This window comes from Marivita hallyeonensis (assembly GCF_900129875.1).
In the GTDB taxonomy this organism is placed as follows: domain Bacteria; phylum Pseudomonadota; class Alphaproteobacteria; order Rhodobacterales; family Rhodobacteraceae; genus Marivita; species Marivita hallyeonensis.
Genome location: NZ_FQXC01000004.1, coordinates 230,645 through 250,564 on the forward strand (window position 1 = coordinate 230,645; position 19,920 = coordinate 250,564).

Below are 19,920 nucleotides of genomic sequence, written 5' to 3' on the forward strand. Positions count from 1 at the left end.
GCAGAGGCGAAAAATGCTGACGAAAAAACAACTGGATTTGCTGGAATTCATCAACAAGCGCGTCGCGCGCGATGGGGTGCCGCCCAGCTTTGACGAAATGAAAGAGGCGCTGGATCTGCGGTCGAAATCGGGCATTCACCGCCTGATCACCGCGTTGGAAGAGCGCGGTTTCATCCGACGTCTGGCGCATCGCGCACGGGCCATCGAAATCGTGAAGCTTCCCGATACGCTCGCGGCCAAGCAACCGGGGTTCAACCCCGTGGTCATCGACGGCGATCTGCCGGATCAGCCAGCGCCCGCGAACGCGGTGGACATTGAAACCACCGATGCCGTGGGTCTTGACCTGATGGGCCGCATCGCCGCCGGTGTTCCCATTCAGGAAATCAACGATGTCCCGCCGAAGGTGACGGTGCCTGGAACCATGCTCAGCGGCAGCGGAAAGCACTACGCGCTTGAGGTCAAAGGCGATTCCATGATCGACGCCGGGATCAACGACGGCGATGTCGTGGTCATTCGCGAAAGCTCGTCCGCCGACAATGGCGATATCGTCGTGGCGCAGGTCGAGGGCTATGAGGCGACGCTCAAGCGGTACAAGCGCAAGGGCGAGAGCATCATCCTCGAAGCGGCAAATCCGGCTTATGAGCCGCGTATTCTACCAGTCGGCGATGTGAAGGTGCAGGGTCGGTTGGTGGGTCTTATTCGCACTTACTGACCTCTGCGCACAGTCGCATCGTTCCACAGGCGCGCGCCGGATCGGTCGCGCGCCGTTTCTATGTGATACCCGCCATCGGCGTCGACCCTGATGGCCAGACTGCCCGTCTGCTTCAGGTCGTCCGGCGCGAAGACCAGACAGGGCAGCGTGTTGGTGTCCATCGGCAAGTCAGAACTCGCGATCAGGACCTGCCGCGTTGTGCATCCGTCGAATTGGGCGGCGGCTTTCTTGCCGTGCACATGTCGAATACTCTCGGGCGGCGCGCGGTCCCAAAGCGAGGCGGCGAAAGCCTGATCCCTGCCCTGTCCGTCATTTTCCAGCCAGACACCCGCGATGAACCCGGACCCCTTTGCGCGGGACACCGCGCGTCCATCCGGCGTCATGACACCGACCAGCGTGCCGCCTTCTGCCACGAGAATGTCGGGGCGGTCCGACGCGCCCCAAAGCGCAACGGCGACGCCACACGCCACCAAGCCTCCCCATCGCGCACGACCTTTCCACAGGATCACCCAAAGCGCCCCGAGTGCAATCAGGGGCAAAACCGCAGGATCGGGCGTCACGACGGGACGCACCGCATATGTCCAATCATCGAGGGTCTGGGCGACGGCGAGGATCCACTCCAGCCCAAGCCCCATGAGTGTAAGGCCGATCTGTTCCAGGCCGACCGGTATCGCCGCCACAGCAAAAACCGCTGACGGGATCACCAGAACACCCATCAGGGGCACCGTGGCAAGATTGGCGATCAGCCCGTATTGCGCGATCTGGTTGAAATGCGCCATCGCGAACGGGGCCGTGGCGGCACCGGCGACCGCAGAGGACAGGATGACAGAAGCCACGTTGCGGGCCAGCTTGTGCCGTGGGAGCTCTGCCGGGCCATCCCGGAGCGCACCGAAGACAGCCACCAACGCGGTTGTCGCGGCGAAGGACATCTGGAAACCGGGGCCAAGCACCGCTTCGGGGCGCAGCACCAGCACGACCAGCGCCGCCAATGCCACCGCGCGGAGAGATATCGCGCGGCGGTCGCACATCACGGCGAGTAACATGACGGACACCATGACGAAGGCCCGCTCTGTCGCCACATTGCCTCCGGACAGGGCAAGATAGATGGCGGCGACGCAAAGCGCCCCTGCCGCTGCGATCTTCTTGATAGGCCAGCGCAGGCCGACGGGGGAAATCAGCAGTGCAAGACGGAGCGTGGCGAACACGAACGCGCTGACAAGTCCCATGTGCAGACCCGAGATCGCAAGAAGATGGGCGAGGTTGGTGTCACGCAGGGCTTGCAGGATGTCCTTGGGAATGGCGCTGCGGTCGCCGGTGATGATGGCCGTCGCAACGCCCCCTGTTTCGCCGGGCAGCGCGGTCTGTATGCGTTGCGACAGCGCCATGCGCGTGCGAAACAGCGTTTGCCCGTGCCCCGCCTCCTCCCACAAGACCAAAGGCACCCGAGTATAGCCAACCGCGCCAAGCCGCAGGAACCAGGCGTGGCGGCGGAAGTCGAACCCGCCCGGTTCGACAGCACCGCCCGGCGGGCCGAGATGACCTGTTGTCATGACGATCATCCCGGGCTCCGGGGCCATCCCCGGCGTCTTGCTGTGCAGCGACAACCGCACGCGGGTTGGCGTTTGCGCGGCATTCACGTCCGTCAGCCAAACCTGATCGAGTGTGACCCGCAAGGCATCCGACGCGGATCGGTCCAGCGCCACAACGCGGCCGGTGATCGGCCCGTAGTAGCGCCAATCGAGCACCGGACCGGCCACCAAATGCGCGCGCACCCCGGCAAGCGAGAATCCGAGCGCCACCATGGCAACCGCGCAAAGAAGGGGCGCACCCACAGATGCGCTGCGCCAGTAAAGCACAAGCGCGATCAGCCCCGCCGCACCGCTTGCGCCCAGCAACTGCCATGAGGGTTCGAACAGCAGGCTGAAATAGAGGCAAATCCCGATGCCGAGGAAGACAGGCACCCACGGAAACAGCGCCCCACGTTGCGCGAGCAATGCATCGGTCAGCAAAGACCAGACCCGCGCCATGCTTGCCCCCGTCCAAGGTGCTGGTTAAGAGACCGGTAAGATATCTCCCTCATGGTGAATGAAAGGTAAACGCCCGCATGTCAGGCCAGATCGTCACCCGTTTTGCTCCGTCGCCCACCGGTTTCCTGCATATCGGCGGGGCGCGCACGGCCTTGTTCAACTGGCTTTATGCGCGCGGGCGCGGCGGCAAGTTCCTGCTGCGGATCGAGGATACGGATAGAGCGCGGTCCACGCCGGAGGCGACAGACGCCATCCTGAAAGGCCTGGAGTGGCTGGGGCTCGACCATGATGGCGAGGTCATCAGTCAGTTCGCCCGCGCAGACCGACATGCCGAGGTGGCGCATGACTTGCTTGCCAAAGGCGCGGCTTACAAGTGCTTCTCGACCCAGGAAAAGATCGAAGCCTTCCGGGAACAGGCGCGGGCCGAAGGCCGATCCACCCTCTTCCAGAGCCCGTGGCGCGATGCGGACCCGTCAACCCATCCGGACGCACCTTTCGTCATCCGCCTGCGGACACCGCAGGACGGGACAACGGTGATCCGCGATCAGGTGCAAGGGGACGTGACCATCCGCAACGATCAGCTGGACGACATGGTGCTGCTTCGTTCTGACGGCACGCCGGTCTACATGCTGGCGGTGGTGGTCGATGACCATGACATGGGCGTCACCCATGTGATCCGCGGAGACGATCATCTGAACAACGCCGCGCGGCAGATGGGCATCTATACCGCGATGGGTTGGGATGTGCCGGTCTGGGCGCATATCCCGCTGATCCATGGGCCGGACGGCAAGAAGCTGTCCAAGCGGCACGGCGCGCTCGGGGTCGAAGAGTATCAGGTCATGGGCTACCCGGCTGCGGGCATGCGCAACTACCTCGCACGTCTTGGCTGGAGCCATGGCGACGATGAGTTTTTCACCGACGCGCAGGCGAAGGAGTGGTTCGATCTGAGCGGCATCGGCAAGTCCCCGGCCCGGTTCGACTTCAAGAAACTGGAGAATCTCAGTGGGCAACATATCGCGGCGGCGGACGATGCTGCACTGCTGCATGAATTGAAGGGTTATCTCGCTGCGGCGAAATTGCCCGCGCTGACAGACGCGCAGGAAGACGGGATGGGTCGTGCGATGTATTGCCTCAAGGAGCGGGCGCGCACCTTTCCAGAACTTATTGAAAAGGCTGAATTTGTTCTGGCTTCACGACCCATTCGACCTGACGAGAAAGCGGTGAAACAGCTTGATACGGTATCCCGTGGTATACTGGGATCGTTGACGCCGCAGCTGCAAAATGCTAGCTGGACGCGCGACGAGCTTGAAGCCGTCACATCCCGAATTGCAGAGGAGCACGGGACCAAATTCGGCAAGCTGGCCGGCCCGATGCGGGCGGCGCTGGCGGGCCGGGCTGTGACGCCGAGCGTGTTCGATATGATGCTGGTTCTGGGGCGAGAGGAAACAATCGCACGCCTGACGGATGCATCCGCCGAGGGGGGCAACTGACTTCAGATCAGTGGACCCGATTGGCGAGAGGGATAGCTGGCTTTGAACTTCCGTTCAAAGCATTGAGACGAAGGGACCACGAATGTCTGACACCTCCAAATCCGCGACGCTGACCATTGGGAATAACTCCTATGATTTGCCGATCTATTCGCCCACCGCCGGGCCGGATGTGATCGATATTCGCAAACTCTACGGCCAGGCGGGGGTGTTCACCTACGACCCTGGTTTCACATCGACCGCGGCATGCGACAGCACCATCACCTTCATTGACGGTGACAAAGGCGAGCTTCTGCACCGCGGTTATCCGATTGATCAGTTGGCGGCGAAATCGCACTACCTCGAAGTGTGCTACCTGCTGCTGTACGGCGAATTGCCATCTGCGAAGCAACTCGAAGAGTTCGAGAACACGATCACGCTGCACACGATGATCCACGAGCAGATGCACAACTTCTTCCGTGGGTTCCGTCGCGACGCGCACCCGATGGCGGTCATGGTGGGCGCTGTGGGAGCAATGGCAGCGTTCTATCACGACTCGACTGACATCAACGATCCGCGCCAACGCGAAATCGCCTCGCACCGCCTGATCGCAAAGGTGCCGACGATCGCGGCGATGGCGTACAAATACTCCATCGGCCAACCGTTCGTGTACCCGCGCAACGACCTCGATTATGCGGCCAATTTCCTGCACATGTGTTTCGCTGTTCCGGCCGAGGAATATCAGGTCGATCCGATCCTCGCCCGTGCGATGGATCGGATCTTCACCTTGCACGCCGATCACGAACAGAATGCGTCGACCTCGACCGTGCGTCTGGCCTCGTCGTCAGGGGCGAACCCGTTTGCCTGCATCGCTGCGGGTATCGCTTGTCTTTGGGGGCCTGCTCACGGCGGTGCGAACCAGGCCTGCCTCGAGATGCTCAAGGAAATCGGCACGCCAGACCGCATTCCAGAATTTATCGCTCGCGCCAAAGACAAGAACGATCCGTTCCGTTTGATGGGCTTCGGCCACCGGGTCTACAAGAACTTCGACCCACGCGCGACGGTCATGAAGCAATCGGCGGACGAGGTTCTGGACCTTCTGGGTGTAGAGAACAATCCGATCCTCGCGACCGCGAAGGAATTGGAGCAAGCCGCCCTGGCCGATCCCTATTTCGCCGAGAAGAAGCTCTTCCCGAACGTCGATTTCTATTCCGGCATCATCCTCGAAGCGATGGGCTTTCCGACGTCGATGTTCACGCCGATCTTCGCCCTGAGCCGGACCGTTGGCTGGGTGTCGCAGTGGAAAGAACAGCTCACCGACCCGCAGATGAAGATCGGCCGCCCGCGTCAGCTCTACCAGGGTGAAACCGCACGCGATTACGTGGATATCGAAAAACGCTGATCCGGCACTTGCGTGAATCACGTTGACTTTCAGGCCGCCTTCGGGCGGCCTGTTGCGTATGGGTGTGTTGAAAACAGAGCGATTGGTCCTGCGTGGACCTTCCTTGGATGACGTCGACGATTTGTTTGCCGTCTATGGCGATCCCCGGGTTATGCGCTATTGGTCCGAACCGCCGCATGCGGATCGGTCCGTCACCGAAACGATGGTGAAACGGCATATCGCTGCGTTTGATCATGCGCCGCTCTATTTCGTGATAGAACACAAAGGGCGCGCCATCGGACGTGGCGGTGTTCATGATGGGGACGAGGTCGGGTTCATCCTAGGCGCCGATTACTGGCAGCAGGGTCTGATGACCGAGGCGCTGTTCGCGATGATCGACCATTTCTTCGAAGACCTACGCTTTCCGCAACTGACCGCCGATGCGGACCCCCGCAACGCGGCTTCGGTCGCGACGCTGCAGAAGGTGGGATTTGTGCAGACGGGCGAGGCGAAGAACACGTTTTGCGTGAACGGCGAATGGTCCGACAGCGCATATTTCACGCTAAAAGCGCCACGGGAAGCGGCCTGAATTTCATCCGTGGATCAACGTCCCGGGATTGAGGCTATTGTCTCAACGACCCTCGTACTGCGCCGGACGCTTTTCCAGAAAGGCGACCACCCCCTCCTTGAAGTCCCGTGTCTTGCCGCACTGGCCTTGCAGTTTTGCCTCCAGAGCCAACTGTGCTTCCAGATCATTGTCGAAAGACCCGCGGATGGACTGCTTCACGCGTTGGTACGCTGCGGTCGGGCCTTTGGCGAGGTGCAGCGCACGCGCGCGCCAGTGGTCCGAAAAGCTGGCATCAGCCACCGCTTCCCAGATCATGCCCCAGTCGTCGGCTTGTTTCGCGGTGATCTTGTCGGCGAAAAGCGCCGCGCCCATCGCCTTTGCGAGCCCCATTTGCCGCGGCAGGTAATAGGTCCCACCGGCATCGGGGATGAGGCCGATCCGCGTGAAGGCTTGGAGGAAGAACGCCGACTCGGTCGCGATCACCACATCGGCTGCCAGGGCAAGGTTCGCCCCTGCCCCCGCCGCCGCACCGTTCACCGCGCTGATCGTCGGCACCGGGCAATCGAAAATCGCCCGCAGCATCGGCACGTATTCATCGCGCAAGGTCCGCTCCAGATCGAGGTTCGCGGCATTGGCCCGGTCGCCCAGGTCCTGGCCAGAGCAGAACGATTTGCCCGCCCCCGTCAAAACGACGACACGGGCGGTCTTGCCCGCGGTCAGGACCGCGTCGGTGATCTCTGCCCGCATCTGGGTGTTGAGCGCGTTCATCACCTCGGGCCGGTTCAACGTCACGGTCGCAATATCGTCGGTGATGTCAAATGTGATGGTGTCATAGTCCATGCCGCGCGCACTCCTTGAAACGGTTGCGCGCATCAAACACGGAAGTCGCAGGATTGGCAAAGCTGAACGCGGCGTCACGACCGCGATTGCCCGAAGGTCGAATGTGACGCATCATGTTACCATGAGTTATAAACCCGACGGCTATACTGATCTTGCCCCCTACCTCGTGATCCCTGATCCAGAGTCCGAGCTCTCGTTTTGTGAAACCGTGTTCGGGGCCGAGCGCCTGCGGGTCATTCCGGATGGCGACAGGATCATGCATGCCGAGTGCCGGATTGGCGACACGGTGCTGATGATGGGCGGGGCCGACGGTACGCCAGCGATGCTGCATCTCTACCTGCCCGACCCTGATGCCGCTTACGGCCGAGCGATCGAAGCCGGTGCAACGTCGATTGAGCCGATGTCTGAAAAAGGTGATGGCGACCGGCGTGGGGGATTCACGTCACCGAGCGGCACGCAGTGGTACGTGTCGAAACAGGTCTGAGCGGTCAGTCTTTCAGAAGCTCTTCAAGGCGCTTCTTCTCGTCCTCCGAAAGCGCCGCTTCGGTTGGTGCCACGGCACTTGCCCGTCCGCGCACATACGTGACGCCGACGCCGAGCGCGATCAGAAAGAGCGCCGGTCCCGACAGCCAGAGGATCAGGTTCCACCCATCGGTGCGGGGCTTCATCAGGACAAACTGGCCGTAACGTTCGACAAGGTAGTCGAGCACCTCGCTATCGCTGTCACCATCGACCAAACGTTCGCGCACCACGAGGCGCAATTCGCGCGCGAGGTCCGCATTGGATTCGTCGATGCTTTCGTTCTGGCAGACCACACACCGGATGCCCTTGGACAGCTCCCGCGCCCGCTCTTCAAGCGCAGGGTCGTCCAGCATCTCGTCCGGTTGAACGGCGAGTGACGGCACTGCCGCGAAAGCTATGATCAGCGACAGCAGAACCGCTTTCAGTGCCCGCATCGTCATTCTGCGGGCACGCCTTGCGGTGCGCGGACCTTCTTTTCACCAGCGGCAACGCGATAGCGACGATCCGAGAGCGACAGGAAGCCGCCAAGCGCCATGAGGATCGATCCCCCCCAGATCCAGTTGGCAAGCGGTTTGATGTAGGTGCGGATGACCCACCCGCCATCATCCTGCTGATCGCCGATCACCACGTAGATGTCGCGCAGGAACCGGTAGTCGATAGCCGCCTCGGTTGTGGGCATCTGAGCCACGGGGTAATTGCGCTTTTCCGGTTGTAGAACGATGATCTCTTCTCCGTCCTGGCGCACGGTCACGTCACCCATGGTCGAGAAATAGTTCGGCCCACGTACGTCGTTGACGGCTGTCAGCTCCAGCTCGAAATCGCCGACTGTGAACGGCTCACCGATTTGCGCGACGCGGATATCTTCGTCTTGCCATGCCATGAGGCCAGCGACGCCGATAAACGTGATCCCAAGCCCGGTATGCGCCACCGCCTTGCCCCAGTCGGCACGCGGCAGGCGCATCAGACGCGACAGGTCGCAGGTTTGGCCGGTGCGGTTCATCAGGTCCATCACCGCGCCCGAGATGATCCACGCCCCAAGGAACATTCCTACGGGGCCAAGCAGGCTGCGGCCTGTCTGCATGGTCCAGAATAGGCCAAGAAGCGCAAGGCACAGCCCGAACGCGGGCAGCATCTGGCGAACCGTGCGGCCCACCTTGGCCCGTTTCCAACTCAGCATGGACCCGATAGGCAGAAGTAGCCCGAGGAGCACCATGAACGGCGTGAAGGCCATGTTGAAGAAGGGCGGACCGACGCTCAGCTTCGTGTCGAAGAACATTTCGGCCACGACGGGCCACATGGTTCCGACGAAGACAACAAAGCAGCTCACGGCGAGAAGGACGTTATTGGCCACCAACGCACTTTCCCGGCTGGCCACACTGAACACACCTTTGGCTTCCATCGCGCTGGCGCGCGCCGCGAAAAGCGTGAGCGCGCCGCCGGTGAAGAAGACCATGATCATCAGAATGAAGACGCCGCGTTCAGGGTCATTGGCGAAGGCGTGGACAGAGGTCAGAAGGCCGGATCGGACAATGAAGGTGCCGATCAGCGAAAAACCGAATGCGAGGATGGCCAGCAGGATCGTCCAGCTTTTCAGCGCCTCGCGTTTCTCGACCACGATGGCCGAATGCAGTAGCGCGGCGGCAAGAAGCCACGGCATGAAGGATGCGTTTTCGACCGGGTCCCAGAACCAGAAACCGCCCCAGCCCAGCTCGTAGTAGGCCCACCACGATCCGAGCGCGATGCCGATCGTCAGAAAGGTCCACGCGGCCAAGGTCCATGGCCGGACCCAGCGGCCCCAAGCGGCGTCGACGCGCCCCTCGATCAGCGCGGCCACGGCAAAGCTGAAGCAGATGCTGAGGCCCACATAGCCGAGGTAGAGGAACGGCGGGTGAAAGGCGAGGCCCGGGTCCTGCAGAAGTGGATTGAGGTCCTGCCCGTCAAAGGGTGGCACCGCGAGGCGCAGGAACGGGTTGGAAGTGAAGAGGATAAAGGCAAAGAACGCGACCGCCACAGCCGACTGAACGGCCAGAACGCGCGCGCGCAAGGTCGGCGGCAGGCCTTTGCCGAACCACGCGGCCATCGCACCGAAGAGTGTCAGGATCAGCACCCAGAGGAGCATCGACCCTTCGTGGTTCCCCCAGACACCGCTGATCTTGTAGAGCATCGGCTTTGCGGAATGGCTGTTCAGCCAGACGAGCCGTAGTGAAAAGTCAGAGATGACAAACGCATAGGTCAGCGCGGCGAAAGAGAACGCGGTCAGCAGGAACTGCACGGTCGCCGCAGGTTCAGCGACAGCCATCCAGCCGGGCCAGCGTTTATGCGCCCCAACCAACGGTACGACGGATTGCACGATCGCGACCAGAAACGCGAGGATGAGGGCGAAATGTCCGAGCTCTGTAATCATGCATCGGAGTATAGGTGCAGCCGGGGCCACGGCCAATGCGATTCACCCAATGCCCCGGTTCACATTGTCGCGGGCTTACCGCCGATGTCGTCGCCAGTCCTCCAATGCGGCGTTTCCGTCGGCTTCGACCTCGGTTTCGCGCGGTTCGTCAGTGTCCCGTTCCGGCAGAACGGATTGGACCTTCGACAGGCGCTCAACAAGGTCACGCTGGAAATCTTGCCCCTTGGCCTGATGTCGTGCACCGAAATAAAAGCTGACAATCGCACCCAGCAACCACCAGAGCGGCTCCGGCACCAAGGCGATCCCCGCCATGCGCGCCGCAAACCAAACCGGATCGACCATCGCGGCGATGAACAACCCCAGCGTCCCCAACGCAAGTGCCGGACGTGGTACGCGGTTGAGCGCGTCCATGAACCGGTCAAACCAGCCGCGCTGTGGTGCGTAGAATTCCTCTGCAAACTGACGAAGGGACGCGCCATGCAATTCTTGGTCCCGTCCGGCTTGCGCCTCGGCATTGGGGCGGAAAACCTCCGCCGTTTCGCGGATCACGTTACGACCCGAACCGAAGACGAGAGAGAACACCTGTTCGATCAACCCCATTGCGCGACCCTTTCTTTGAATGCCCTGTCCGAGAGGTGATAGCGCGGCGCGATGAACTCTTCGGCGCGCTTGATCCATCCGCCCTTCCCGCCTGACCGGCTTTGGGCATATTTCCGGCTTTTGGGGCGTCGGTCCGCCAAAGCGAAGTAGTAATTGCGCCGTTCGATCCCGTAGGCATCCACGATATGATCGGACGCAGCCGCATGCGCGCGCGCCGTCGCCGCGATGGTTTTGGGTCCGATGGCCCCATCGACCCGAACCGGGAATCCCATCTTGCCCAGCAGACGCTGCAGGATGTTCACCGCATTCCCTCCGGCGTTCACGTACATGTCGAACACCGTAGGCTGCAGAGGCTCGGGCAGTTCGGCGATCCGCGGGCGCATGAAATAGTGATCAAGGAAAATGCCAATCGCCTGCTCGCGGCTCAGCCGCTGGACGTCGCGCGGCGTGACCCGGCCGTCGCCATCCAGATCCAGCCCGAGCCGCCGCATCGTGTGGATCGTGACCCCATGATTGGTCGCGCCACCCGGATCATCCGGATCGTTCACGTAGCCGCCTTCGCGGCGCACGATCTCTTCCGCGATTGCGCGCACCCGACGTGTTTCCTGTGCCATTTTCGCCCCGCATTGCCCAACCGCGCAAACCCTGCGAAGCTTTGGTTAACGGAACGAGAAGACACCGGACGGCACATCATGATCGGCACGCAAAATTCTGATATTGATAGAAAATCTGCTCAGAAAGTTATTAAGCATCTCGATCTCAGACCGCATCCCGAAGGCGGCCACTACCGGCAAACGTGGATGGCCGACAACGAAGGTCGCGCGACGGGCACATGTATCTACTTTCTTTTGGCGGCCGGAGAAGCAAGCCACTGGCACCGAGTCGATGCCGCCGAGATTTGGCACTACTACGCCGGCGCGCCGCTCATCCTGTCCATGTCCGACACCGATGCCGGGCCGGCGCAGGACCTCACGCTCGGACCAGATCTTTTCGCCGGGCAAGCGCCACAGATCATCGTACCAGCCCATCATTGGCAGGCCGCGCGCAGCACTGGCGATTGGACACTGGTCGGCTGTACCGTTAGCCCCGGCTTCGAATTCAACGGGTTCGAACTGGCCGCACCCAGATTTGACATTCCCCGCGCGGATTGAGACTGAGAATGCCATGACCTCCTATCTTTACCACACGCCCTTGTCCGATGAACAACAACACACGTTCGGCGTGGTTGAGGCCTGGCCTTTCGCACTTGCCGACCGTGTGCGCTTTGCCGAGCTTGACCCGCTGAACCACGTGAACAACGTGGCGTACCTGACATGGTTCGAAAGCGCGCGGGTCGCGTATTTCAAGCATATCGGCCTGTCGACATACCGCGACGGCGCCCACGAGCCGCGCATCGTGATCCGCCGAGGCGAGATGGACTGGCTGCAGGAAATGCGCGCGGACGAAGACTATGCAGTGCTGACCAAGGCCATCAACTACCGCAACACCAGTTTCACGTTGATGCAACAAATCTGGTCCGGTGGTACGAAACGGGCGGAGTTCCTGTGCGTCATCGTCCTTTTGACCGCGGATGGATCACAACGGATGCCGATCCCGGACACCATCCGCCAGCTGTTCGACGCAGAAATCGAAGGTTAATAAGACCCGGCTACGAGCGCCGTTTGACGTAGGCCAAAAGCGCCTGCGTGCTGCCGTCTTTTTCATCCGCCGGCGCATCGCCGCTGACAAGCGGTCCAAGCGACGTGGCAAGTTCCTTGCCCAGTTCGACCCCCCACTGATCGAACGAATTGATGCCAAGGATCACACCTTCGACAAACACGCGGTGTTCATAAAGAGCGATGATCTGGCCCAGCGCTTCGGGCGTCAGCTTCGGGATCATCAGCGTAGTTGACGGGCGGTTGCCCGGGAAAACCCGGTGCCGCGCTTGTCGCTCCAATTCCTCCCCGGTCAGCCCCTTTTGCGCCATCATCGCGCGCGCCTCGTCCAGGGATCGGCCCCGCATCAGGGCTTCAGACTGTGCAAGGCAATTCGCGATCAGAAGCGCGTGATGGTGCCTCAAGTCTGTCTCGTGCCCTTCGGCCGCCACCATGAACTCACAGGGGACAACGCGCGTGCCCTGATGGATCAACTGGTAGAACGCGTGTTGTCCGTTGGTACCGGGCTCGCCCCAGACGACGGGTCCCGAATTGACCGGAAGCCCCCGCCCGTCCATGGCAACCGATTTGCCATTCGACTCCATTTCGAGCTGTTGCAGGTAGGCCGGCAGACGTGACAGTCGGTTGTCGTAAGGCAGCACGGCGCGCGTCGCGTGGCCCAATCCCTGATTGTGCCAGATGCCGACCAGCGCCAGCATCACCGGCATATTTTCGTGCAAGGCGGCGGACTTGAAGTGCCGATCCATCGCCTGCCCTCCGCGCAGGAAGGCTTTGAATGCATCCGGCCCTATCGCGACCATGAGCGACAGGCCAATCGGCCCCCACATCGAATAGCGCCCTCCGACCCAGTCCTCGAAGCCGAGGACACGCTCAGCCGGAATACCCCACTCCGCTGCCGCCTCGGCATTGGAGGACAGTGCGATGAACCGACCGTCGGTGGACACCCCGTGATCCTGCAGCCACGCCCGCGCGGTACGCGCATTGGTCATGGTTTCGATAGTGGTGAAAGTCTTTGACGCCACGATGAACAGCGTCTTCTCGGGATCACAACCGCGCAGCGTGTCGGCAATATCTGCTGCATCCACGTTCGACACGAAATGGCATCGCGGGCCGTCGCAATAGGGTGCGAGAGCCAGGTACGCCATGGCGGGGCCAAGATCCGATCCGCCGATGCCGATATTGACCACGTCGGTGATGTCTGAATCCCGCACTTCTTCCGCAACGCGCACCATGCGATCCAGCGTGTCCAGAACGCCCGGCATAACGTCCTGTCCGTCAACGAAGACGGCATCCCCATCAAGATTGCGCAGCGCCGTGTGCAAGACCGCGCGGCCCTCTGTTTCGTTGATGATATCACCTGCGAACATCGCGTCCCGGCGCGCTTCCACGTCAGCGTCGCGCGCCAGCGCAAGCAAGACGTCGCGCGCGCCATCATCGATCTGCATTTTCGAGTAATCGAACAGCAAATCCAGCGCGGTCACGCTGAACCCCTCCGCCCGTCTCGCGTCCTCTGCGAACAAGTCCAGGATCTTGCGATCTTCGGCCGCCTTGGCCGCCGCTTTCAACTCAGTCCACATGTCGTCTACTCAGCCCAGTGTACAATTGCGCCGCTCAGAACCGCGTTGATCGGCGCGTCTTCCAGCCGCTTGCCTTGCGCATTCTCCAACGCTTTGCGTTTGTCGTCTCCGAAGATCAGGACATGCTTGCGCATCGCTTCGTTGAGCACACGTGCGCTCAACGTAACCCGCGGCTCCGGAGCGCCCGGAGCGCGCATCGCCACAAGAACCGGCGCATGTGGATCCAAGGCTTCCGCCAGCTGGTCCGCGCCCGGGAAGATCGACGCAGTGTGCATGTCGGTGCCCATGCCCAAAAGCACAACGGCAAGGGGGAGTGCGTTGGCGATCTGCACCTCAATCTCGGCGAGCACTTCCTCCGGCTCATGCGCCGGGGCGTATATGGGCAAAAGCCGCGCTTTGGCCGCGCGGTCGACCAAAAGACGTTCGCGGATCAGCCGCGTGTTCGAGCGGTCGCTGTCTTCGGGCACCCAGCGTTCATCGGTCAGCATGACATCGACCCGGTCCCAGTCGAGGTCGGCGGCACACAGCACGTCGAACACCGGCCCCGGCGAAGTACCGCCTGGCACCGCCAGTACGACACGGTCTTCGTGTGTCAGGATGCTGCGCAGGTCGCCCGCCAGGTTGTTGGCAAGATCCATGGCAAGCATGTCGCGGTCTGGATACGTCTGCAGGTCGTAGCTCACGCCTTGATCTCCCGCCATTTGCGTCCGTCCCGGTGCATAAGCATGAGCGCGTCCTCTGGTCCCGCCGTTCCCGGCTCGTATTCCTTGGGCACATCATTGCGCGTCTGCCAGCCTTCGATCAAGGGATCGGTCCAGGCCCAGGCGGCTTCAACCTCATCACCCCGCATGAAGAGTGTCTGGTTTCCACGGATCACATCCATGATGAGACGTTCATACGCATCGGGCGCTTCTTCCGCATCCGGCCCCAGGGCATCGGCAAAACTCATGTCGAGCGGCACGTCCAAAAGGCGCATGCCCCCCGGTCCCGGTTCCTTGATCGTCACATCGAGCGTCATGCCCTCGTTCGGCTGCAAGCGGATCGCGAGCACGTTGCGGTGGCGTCCTGCATCCACCCCAAAGATCGAATGCGGCGCGTCCTTGAACACCACGGCGATCTCGGACGTGCGCGCCTTCAATCGTTTGCCCGTCCGCATATAGAAAGGCGTACCCGCCCAGCGCCAGTTCGAGATGTGGCACTTCATGGCAATGAAGCTCTCTGTGCGCGATTTCGGGTCTTCGACATCGTCACGATAGCCCGGCCCGTTGTCATCTGCACCGTACTGGCCGCGCACGATGTGGTGCCAATCCACCGGCTCCAACGCACGGATCACCTTGAGTTTTTCGTCCCGCACCGCGTCCGGATCGAACTTGGCGGGCGGCTCCATCGCGATGAGGCAGAGAAGCTGCATCAGGTGGTTCTGCACCATATCCCGCATCGCGCCAGACTTGTCGTAATACCCGCCGCGCCCTCCGACGCCGACCGTTTCGGCGACGGTGATCTGGATGTGGTCGACGTATTGTGAGTTCCAAAGCGGCTCGAACAGCATGTTACCAAAGCGGACGGCCATCAGGTTCTGGACAGTTTCCTTGCCGAGGTAATGGTCGATCCGGTAAATCTGATGCTCGTCAAAATGTTCCGCCAGCGTGGCATTCAGCGCCTTCGCGCTTTGCAAGTCGTGTCCAAAAGGCTTTTCAACCACGACGCGGCTGTCGGGCGTGGTAAGCCCGAACGTGTGCAGTCGTTCAGCCAAATCGCCGAACAGCGACGGGCCGACGGAAAAGTAAAACGCCCTCACAACGCCATCGCGCAGCGTCGCCTGAAGCTCCTTCCAACCGCCGTCGCCTTTGGCGTCGCTTTTCACGTAATGGATGCGATGCAGAAACGCGTCGAGCGACGCGCTTTCACGGGACAGGACACCACCGAACTCGGCGATGGCCTCCGCGACCATGAGCCGATACTCCGCATCATCCAGATCGGACCGCGCCGACCCGATGATTTGCGAACCTTCTGGTACCTGACCAGCGCAGAAGCGGCGATAAAGCCCGGGCAGGATCTTGCGACGCGCCAGGTCACCTGTGCCGCCGAAGATGACAAGGTCAAAGGGATCAACTGGGATAACTCGAGACACCATGGCGCTGTCCTTCCGATTCTGGCGTGTCCGCCGCTTTGTTAGCGCTAACTATGCAGATGTAAATCCGTTTTCACAAAATCAGGCGCAGAGTACCACGCGACCGTGGCGCTGCAATCGACTTGCCCAAAGAAGCGGCAATCCCCCGCGCGGCCGTGATGATGCCGCTTGATCCTGCCCGGTCGCCATGCGACGACGCCGTCACCGACACGGAGACACCCATGGCAGCGCGCAAGATCATCATCGATACCGATCCGGGACAGGACGATGCGGTCGCGATTCTCCTTGCGCTCGCCTCTCCGGAAGAGATCGAGGTGCTCGGCATCACTGCGGTGGCAGGCAACGTACCTCTGCCGCTGACCGAAAAGAACGCGCGGATCGTGTGCGAACTGGCCGGCAAGCCCGAGACACGGGTCTTTGCTGGTTGCGACACGCCAATAGCACGCAAGCTTGTAACGGCAGAGCATGTGCACGGCAAAACCGGGCTGGACGGTCCAGAGCTTCCCGATCCGACGATGCCGTTGCAAGCGCAACACGGCGTCGATTTCATCATCGACACGCTTCGTTCAGAGCCTTCGGGAACAGTCACTCTGTGTCCGCTCGGCCCGCTTACCAACATTGCGGTGGCGCTACAGCGTGCTCCGGACATCGCTGGACGCATTCAGGACATCGTGCTCATGGGTGGCGCCTATTTCGAGGTCGGCAACATCACGCCCGCTGCCGAGTTCAACATCTACGTCGATCCGCAAGCCGCTGATATCGTATTCAAATCTGGCGCCCCGATTACGGTCATGCCACTTGATGTGACACATAAGGCGCTGGTGACGAAACCGCGCAACGATGCGTTTCGCGCAATTGGCAGCCCGGTTGGCGTCGCCGTCGCGGAGATGACGGATTTCTTCGAACGCTTCGATAAAGAGAAATACGGCAGCGCTGGCGCTCCACTGCACGATCCGTGTGTGACCGCCTATTTGATCAACCCCGATCTTTTCACCGGGCGGCGGATCAACGTGGAGATCGAGACGCAATCCGAACTGACCCTTGGCATGACGGTCGCGGACTGGTGGGGTGTCACCGACCGCCCACCAAACGCGATGTTCATGGGCGACATCGACGCCGACGGCTTCTTTGCGCTTCTCACAGAACGGCTGGCCCGCCTATGAGATCGCTTCACCTCGCCACCGTCGAAGACCTGCCCAAGCTCCTCCCCCTTGTTGCGGCGTTTCACGAACACCAGGGCTTCGACACGACGCCGACGCATCAGCACGACGCGATACTCCCGTTGCTCGAAGGCCTTCCGCATGGCGCGGTCTGGTTGATCGGACCACGTCGCGCGCCGGTGGGTTATGTGGTCGTCTCCTTCGGCTGGTCCGTCGAATACGGTGGGATGGATGCGATCGTTGATGAGCTTTACATCCGCACAGCGGTGCGCAAGCGCGGGATGGGGTCGGAAGCGATCAATGCGCTGGCCAGAGCGCTGAAAGACGGCGGCATCCGCGCGCTGCATCTCGAAGCGGATCAGGACAATCAGACGCTCGTCAAGTTTTACGAGCGCCTGAAGTTCGAGACGCGGAACGGCTACGCCTATATGTCTCGGATCTTGTAGGATCTCGCGCGGGGCTGGAGGCTGTGCCGCCCAGCCCCTATATGTCGGACATGACCCTGCACATCCCGTTCGACAACAGCTACGCCGCCCTGCCCGACAGCTTCTATGCCCGCGTCGCGCCGACGCCGGTGCGGGCGCCGGAACTGATCGCGTTCAACACCGATCTGGCAAAGACGCTTGGGATCGACGGGGCCGAAGATCCGGCTCTCGCCTCGGTTTTCGCGGGCAATACCCTTCCAGACGGCGCTACGCCGATTGCCCAGCTCTACGCCGGGCACCAATTCGGCCAGTACAATCCTCAACTGGGCGACGGCCGTGCGGTTCTGCTGGGCGAAACCATCGGGACCGATGGCATCCGGAGGGATATTCAGCTCAAGGGATCGGGACAGACGCCGTTCTCCCGCATGGGCGACGGTCGCGCGTGGCTGGGACCGGTCCTGCGCGAATATGTGGTGAGCGAGGCGATGCACGCCTTGGGCGTCCCGACGACGCGAGCGCTCGCAGCAGTCCGCACCGGGGAAACGGTGGTGCGGGAAGCGCCCCTGCCCGGCGCCGTCCTAACCCGCGTGGCGCAAAGTCATCTGCGTGTCGGCACGTTCCAGGTCTTCGCCGCGCGGGGCGACATCGACGGGTTGAAAACACTGTTCGACTACGCCGTGGACCGCCACGCGCCGGACGCCACCGATCCGGCCAGCTTTCTTGACACCGTGATGCGCAAACAGGCGGCATTGGTGGCACAGTGGCTGAGTCTTGGGTTCATCCATGGCGTGATGAACACCGACAATTGCAGCATTTCGGGCGAAACCATCGACTACGGGCCGTGCGCCTTCATGGACAGCTATCACCCCGAGACGGTCTATTCATCGATCGACCGGTTCGGGCGCTATGGCTATGCTGCGCAGGCCGACATCATCGTGTGGAACATGGCCCAGCTTGCCACCGCGCTACTCAACCTGATGCCGGACCCCGAAGCCGCCGTTGAACCGTTCACCGCGCAGATCCACGGCATGCCCGAAATGATCCGCGCAGAGTGGCTAAAGCAGTTCGGGGCGAAGATCGGCCTCAGCGCACCGACGCAAGATGACGCGCGCCTAATCGTCGATCTGCTTGCCGCAATGCAAGAGGTGGAGGCCGATTTCACCAATACCTTCAGAGGGCTGATTGACGGGAGCGCACGCGACCATTTCCCCGATCCCACTTTGTACGACGCTTGGTCGGACCGCTGGCAAGCCCGGCTTGAGGCCGAAGAAGACCCGCACGCGGTGATCCGCGCGGCCAATCCGGTGCTCATCCCGCGCAATCATCGCATCGAAGAGATGATCGCGGCGGCGGTCGACGGTGACGACACGCTATTTCACCGCTTGGTTGCAGCTTACGCCAAGCCCTACGATGACACGCAAAGCAACATCGATCTGCGCAATCCGCCCGCACCGAACGAAGTCGTGCAGGCAACGTTCTGCGGGACTTGAGCGCGGACATTCCAGGCGGGTTTGAGACCTGAGACTGGCACCCCGACCACTGCAAGCGCCAATGCCGAACGAACCCGTCGTGCCGCGACCGTTGCGCATGTCGCCAGACACGGCCGAATCTGTCATCGTGCCAACAACCAACACGGGAGACACGACATGAGCCTCATGGGAACCTTGGCAAAAGTAGCCATCGGATATGCAACTGCACGCGGGGTGGATCACCTGTCCGGCGGCAAGGGTCTTGGCGGGCTCATGGGAGGTGCGCAGGTGCCGGGCGACAATCCGATGGCGCAAATCCAGGCCCAGATGGGCCAGATGATGGGCGGCGCAGGGGGCGAAAACCCGCTCGCGGGCATCATGGAAAAACTGCAATCGGGTGGCCTCGACCTGTCCTCGCTCATGGGCGGCGGCGCGGCAGGGTCCGATCAGGGTGACAAGGGTGGGCTTCTCTCCTCACTTGGCGGCGGAGGTGGCGCAGGACTCGCCGGCCTTCTGGCAGCCGCAGGTGGTATGGCCGCGATGGGCGGCAAGAATATGGGCGGCATGATGGACCAGTTCGCAAAATCCGGCGCCGCTGCACCCGAGGCCGAGGCGACCGCCGCGCTCATGTTGCGCGCGATGATCCAGGCGGCAAAGTCCGACGGAGGCATCGACGAGGCCGAGCGCGCCAAGATTATCGACACCGTTGGCGATGATGCGGATGCCGAAGACATCGCCTTTGTGCAGGATCAACTTGCAGCGCCCATCGATGTCGAAGGGTTGGCAAATGACACGCCTGCCGCACTGCGCACCCAGGTCTACGCGGCGTCTCTGATGACGATTCGCCTCGATACCCAGCCCGAGGCACAGTATCTGGACGCTTTGGCCCGGGCGATGGACCTCGATCAACCGACCGTCAACGCGCTCCATATGCAGATGGGGGTTCAGCCGCTCTACAGCTGACGCGGTCCATCAAACCCTGA

At 61.8% G+C, this 19,920-nt stretch carries 21 protein-coding genes; 11 read left to right on the forward strand and 10 right to left on the reverse strand.

The window, feature by feature from the left end; genetic code table 11:
* Window positions 1-13 precede the first annotated feature (13 nt).
* Entirely contained in the window at window positions 14-712 is a 699-nt protein-coding gene (gene lexA / locus BUA42_RS14030; protein WP_072778820.1) for a transcriptional repressor LexA, read from the forward strand.
* Here the strand turns inward: lexA and BUA42_RS14035 are convergent.
* The gene (locus BUA42_RS14035) at window positions 706-2,739 is read right to left on the reverse strand and encodes a ComEC/Rec2 family competence protein (protein WP_072778822.1); all 2,034 of its coding nucleotides are present in this window, start codon (window positions 2,737-2,739) and stop codon (window positions 706-708) included. The genes lexA and BUA42_RS14035 overlap by 7 nt on opposite strands.
* Before the next feature lie 77 nt (window positions 2,740-2,816).
* Between BUA42_RS14035 and gltX the strand changes: the two genes are divergently transcribed.
* From gltX to BUA42_RS14050, 3 genes are all read left to right on the forward strand, one after another.
* Complete coding sequence (gene gltX / locus BUA42_RS14040; protein WP_072778824.1) at window positions 2,817-4,229, forward strand: glutamate--tRNA ligase; 1,413 nt, start codon at window positions 2,817-2,819, stop codon at window positions 4,227-4,229.
* An 82-nt stretch (window positions 4,230-4,311) separates the two neighbouring features.
* Window positions 4,312-5,607 (forward strand): citrate synthase, encoded by a 1,296-nt coding sequence (gene gltA / locus BUA42_RS14045; protein WP_072778825.1) that lies wholly within the window; start codon window positions 4,312-4,314, stop codon window positions 5,605-5,607.
* Between the two features lie 58 nt (window positions 5,608-5,665).
* Entirely contained in the window at window positions 5,666-6,175 is a 510-nt protein-coding gene (locus BUA42_RS14050) for a GNAT family N-acetyltransferase (RefSeq protein WP_072778827.1), read from the forward strand.
* Between the two features lie 42 nt (window positions 6,176-6,217).
* Here the strand turns inward: BUA42_RS14050 and BUA42_RS14055 are convergent, their stop codons facing one another.
* Window positions 6,218-6,994, reverse strand: coding sequence for an enoyl-CoA hydratase-related protein (locus BUA42_RS14055; RefSeq protein ID WP_072778828.1), 777 nt, complete (start codon window positions 6,992-6,994; stop codon window positions 6,218-6,220).
* Between the two features lie 121 nt (window positions 6,995-7,115).
* Here BUA42_RS14055 and BUA42_RS14060 point away from each other — a divergent pair, with 121 nt between their 5' ends.
* Complete coding sequence (locus BUA42_RS14060) at window positions 7,116-7,478, forward strand: VOC family protein (RefSeq protein ID WP_072779333.1); 363 nt, start codon at window positions 7,116-7,118, stop codon at window positions 7,476-7,478.
* Window positions 7,479-7,482: 4 nt separating this feature from the next.
* On the opposite strand, the gene BUA42_RS14065 is transcribed toward BUA42_RS14060, so the two are convergent.
* The 4 genes from BUA42_RS14065 to BUA42_RS14080 all read right to left on the reverse strand — a co-directional run bounded on the left by BUA42_RS14065 (window position 7,483) and on the right by BUA42_RS14080 (window position 11,134).
* The gene (locus BUA42_RS14065; protein WP_072779334.1) at window positions 7,483-7,950 is read right to left on the reverse strand and encodes a cytochrome c-type biogenesis protein; all 468 of its coding nucleotides are present in this window, start codon (window positions 7,948-7,950) and stop codon (window positions 7,483-7,485) included.
* A gap of 2 nt (window positions 7,951-7,952) precedes the next feature.
* Entirely contained in the window at window positions 7,953-9,920 is a 1,968-nt protein-coding gene (locus BUA42_RS14070) for a heme lyase CcmF/NrfE family subunit (RefSeq protein ID WP_072778830.1), read from the reverse strand.
* 75 nt (window positions 9,921-9,995) lie between these two features.
* Window positions 9,996-10,520, reverse strand: a complete 525-nt coding sequence (locus tag BUA42_RS14075) for a holin family protein (RefSeq protein ID WP_072778832.1) — start codon at window positions 10,518-10,520, stop codon at window positions 9,996-9,998.
* Window positions 10,511-11,134, reverse strand: a complete 624-nt coding sequence (locus tag BUA42_RS14080) for a holin-associated N-acetylmuramidase (RefSeq protein WP_072778834.1) — start codon at window positions 11,132-11,134, stop codon at window positions 10,511-10,513. The genes BUA42_RS14075 and BUA42_RS14080 overlap by 10 nt, the downstream gene beginning before the upstream one ends.
* A gap of 78 nt (window positions 11,135-11,212) precedes the next feature.
* Between BUA42_RS14080 and BUA42_RS14085 the strand changes: the two genes are divergently transcribed.
* Window positions 11,213-11,671, forward strand: coding sequence for a cupin domain-containing protein (locus BUA42_RS14085; RefSeq protein ID WP_072778835.1), 459 nt, complete (start codon window positions 11,213-11,215; stop codon window positions 11,669-11,671).
* Between the two features lie 13 nt (window positions 11,672-11,684).
* Window positions 11,685-12,158: an acyl-CoA thioesterase gene (locus BUA42_RS14090; RefSeq protein ID WP_072778837.1), complete on the forward strand. Its 474-nt coding sequence runs from the start codon at window positions 11,685-11,687 to the stop codon at window positions 12,156-12,158.
* Window positions 12,159-12,168: 10 nt separating this feature from the next.
* Here BUA42_RS14090 and pgi read toward each other — a convergent pair whose 3' ends face one another.
* From pgi to BUA42_RS21205, 4 genes are all read right to left on the reverse strand, one after another.
* A complete protein-coding gene (pgi, locus tag BUA42_RS14095; RefSeq protein ID WP_072778838.1) occupies window positions 12,169-13,752 on the reverse strand; it encodes a glucose-6-phosphate isomerase in 1,584 nt (527 codons plus the stop codon).
* 5 nt (window positions 13,753-13,757) lie between these two features.
* Complete coding sequence (pgl, locus tag BUA42_RS14100; RefSeq protein ID WP_245819020.1) at window positions 13,758-14,435, reverse strand: 6-phosphogluconolactonase; 678 nt, start codon at window positions 14,433-14,435, stop codon at window positions 13,758-13,760.
* On the reverse strand, window positions 14,432-15,886 hold the full coding sequence (gene zwf / locus BUA42_RS14105; protein ID WP_072778841.1) for a glucose-6-phosphate dehydrogenase: 1,455 nt from the start codon (window positions 15,884-15,886) through the stop codon (window positions 14,432-14,434). Before zwf ends, pgl begins: the two co-directional genes overlap by 4 nt.
* 70 nt (window positions 15,887-15,956) lie before the next feature.
* Complete coding sequence (locus tag BUA42_RS21205) at window positions 15,957-16,127, reverse strand: hypothetical protein (protein WP_178346910.1); 171 nt, start codon at window positions 16,125-16,127, stop codon at window positions 15,957-15,959.
* Here BUA42_RS21205 and BUA42_RS14110 point away from each other — a divergent pair.
* From BUA42_RS14110 to BUA42_RS14125, 4 genes are all read left to right on the forward strand, one after another.
* Window positions 16,105-17,046 (forward strand): nucleoside hydrolase, encoded by a 942-nt coding sequence (locus BUA42_RS14110; protein ID WP_072779335.1) that lies wholly within the window; start codon window positions 16,105-16,107, stop codon window positions 17,044-17,046. The genes BUA42_RS21205 and BUA42_RS14110 overlap by 23 nt on opposite strands.
* Window positions 17,043-17,489 (forward strand): GNAT family N-acetyltransferase, encoded by a 447-nt coding sequence (locus BUA42_RS14115; RefSeq protein ID WP_072778842.1) that lies wholly within the window; start codon window positions 17,043-17,045, stop codon window positions 17,487-17,489. The genes BUA42_RS14110 and BUA42_RS14115 overlap by 4 nt, the downstream gene beginning before the upstream one ends.
* 50 nt (window positions 17,490-17,539) lie before the next feature.
* Complete coding sequence (locus BUA42_RS14120) at window positions 17,540-18,958, forward strand: protein adenylyltransferase SelO (RefSeq protein WP_072779336.1); 1,419 nt, start codon at window positions 17,540-17,542, stop codon at window positions 18,956-18,958.
* A gap of 156 nt (window positions 18,959-19,114) precedes the next feature.
* A complete protein-coding gene (locus BUA42_RS14125) occupies window positions 19,115-19,900 on the forward strand; it encodes a DUF533 domain-containing protein (RefSeq protein WP_072778843.1) in 786 nt (261 codons plus the stop codon).
* Window positions 19,901-19,920: the final 20 nt, after the last annotated feature.

What these genes read in the sequence shown, in the direction of transcription:
- lexA (WP_072778820.1), top strand. Translation starts at nt 14, where the DNA reads ATGCTGACGAAAAAACAACTGGATTTGCTGGAATTCATCAACAAGCGC.
- BUA42_RS14035 (WP_072778822.1), bottom strand. Translation starts at nt 2,739, where the DNA reads ATGGCGCGGGTCTGGTCTTTGCTGACCGATGCATTGCTCGCGCAACGT.
- gltX (WP_072778824.1), top strand. Translation starts at nt 2,817, where the DNA reads ATGTCAGGCCAGATCGTCACCCGTTTTGCTCCGTCGCCCACCGGTTTC.
- gltA (WP_072778825.1), top strand. Translation starts at nt 4,312, where the DNA reads ATGTCTGACACCTCCAAATCCGCGACGCTGACCATTGGGAATAACTCC.
- BUA42_RS14050 (WP_072778827.1), top strand. Translation starts at nt 5,666, where the DNA reads ATGGGTGTGTTGAAAACAGAGCGATTGGTCCTGCGTGGACCTTCCTTG.
- BUA42_RS14055 (WP_072778828.1), bottom strand. Translation starts at nt 6,994, where the DNA reads ATGGACTATGACACCATCACATTTGACATCACCGACGATATTGCGACC.
- BUA42_RS14060 (WP_072779333.1), top strand. Translation starts at nt 7,116, where the DNA reads ATGAGTTATAAACCCGACGGCTATACTGATCTTGCCCCCTACCTCGTG.
- BUA42_RS14065 (WP_072779334.1), bottom strand. Translation starts at nt 7,950, where the DNA reads ATGCGGGCACTGAAAGCGGTTCTGCTGTCGCTGATCATAGCTTTCGCG.
- BUA42_RS14070 (WP_072778830.1), bottom strand. Translation starts at nt 9,920, where the DNA reads ATGATTACAGAGCTCGGACATTTCGCCCTCATCCTCGCGTTTCTGGTC.
- BUA42_RS14075 (WP_072778832.1), bottom strand. Translation starts at nt 10,520, where the DNA reads ATGGGGTTGATCGAACAGGTGTTCTCTCTCGTCTTCGGTTCGGGTCGT.
- BUA42_RS14080 (WP_072778834.1), bottom strand. Translation starts at nt 11,134, where the DNA reads ATGGCACAGGAAACACGTCGGGTGCGCGCAATCGCGGAAGAGATCGTG.
- BUA42_RS14085 (WP_072778835.1), top strand. Translation starts at nt 11,213, where the DNA reads ATGATCGGCACGCAAAATTCTGATATTGATAGAAAATCTGCTCAGAAA.
- BUA42_RS14090 (WP_072778837.1), top strand. Translation starts at nt 11,685, where the DNA reads ATGACCTCCTATCTTTACCACACGCCCTTGTCCGATGAACAACAACAC.
- pgi (WP_072778838.1), bottom strand. Translation starts at nt 13,752, where the DNA reads ATGTGGACTGAGTTGAAAGCGGCGGCCAAGGCGGCCGAAGATCGCAAG.
- zwf (WP_072778841.1), bottom strand. Translation starts at nt 15,886, where the DNA reads ATGGTGTCTCGAGTTATCCCAGTTGATCCCTTTGACCTTGTCATCTTC.
- BUA42_RS14110 (WP_072779335.1), top strand. Translation starts at nt 16,105, where the DNA reads ATGGCAGCGCGCAAGATCATCATCGATACCGATCCGGGACAGGACGAT.
- BUA42_RS21205 (WP_178346910.1), bottom strand. Translation starts at nt 16,127, where the DNA reads ATGATGATCTTGCGCGCTGCCATGGGTGTCTCCGTGTCGGTGACGGCG.
- BUA42_RS14115 (WP_072778842.1), top strand. Translation starts at nt 17,043, where the DNA reads ATGAGATCGCTTCACCTCGCCACCGTCGAAGACCTGCCCAAGCTCCTC.
- BUA42_RS14120 (WP_072779336.1), top strand. Translation starts at nt 17,540, where the DNA reads ATGACCCTGCACATCCCGTTCGACAACAGCTACGCCGCCCTGCCCGAC.
- BUA42_RS14125 (WP_072778843.1), top strand. Translation starts at nt 19,115, where the DNA reads ATGAGCCTCATGGGAACCTTGGCAAAAGTAGCCATCGGATATGCAACT.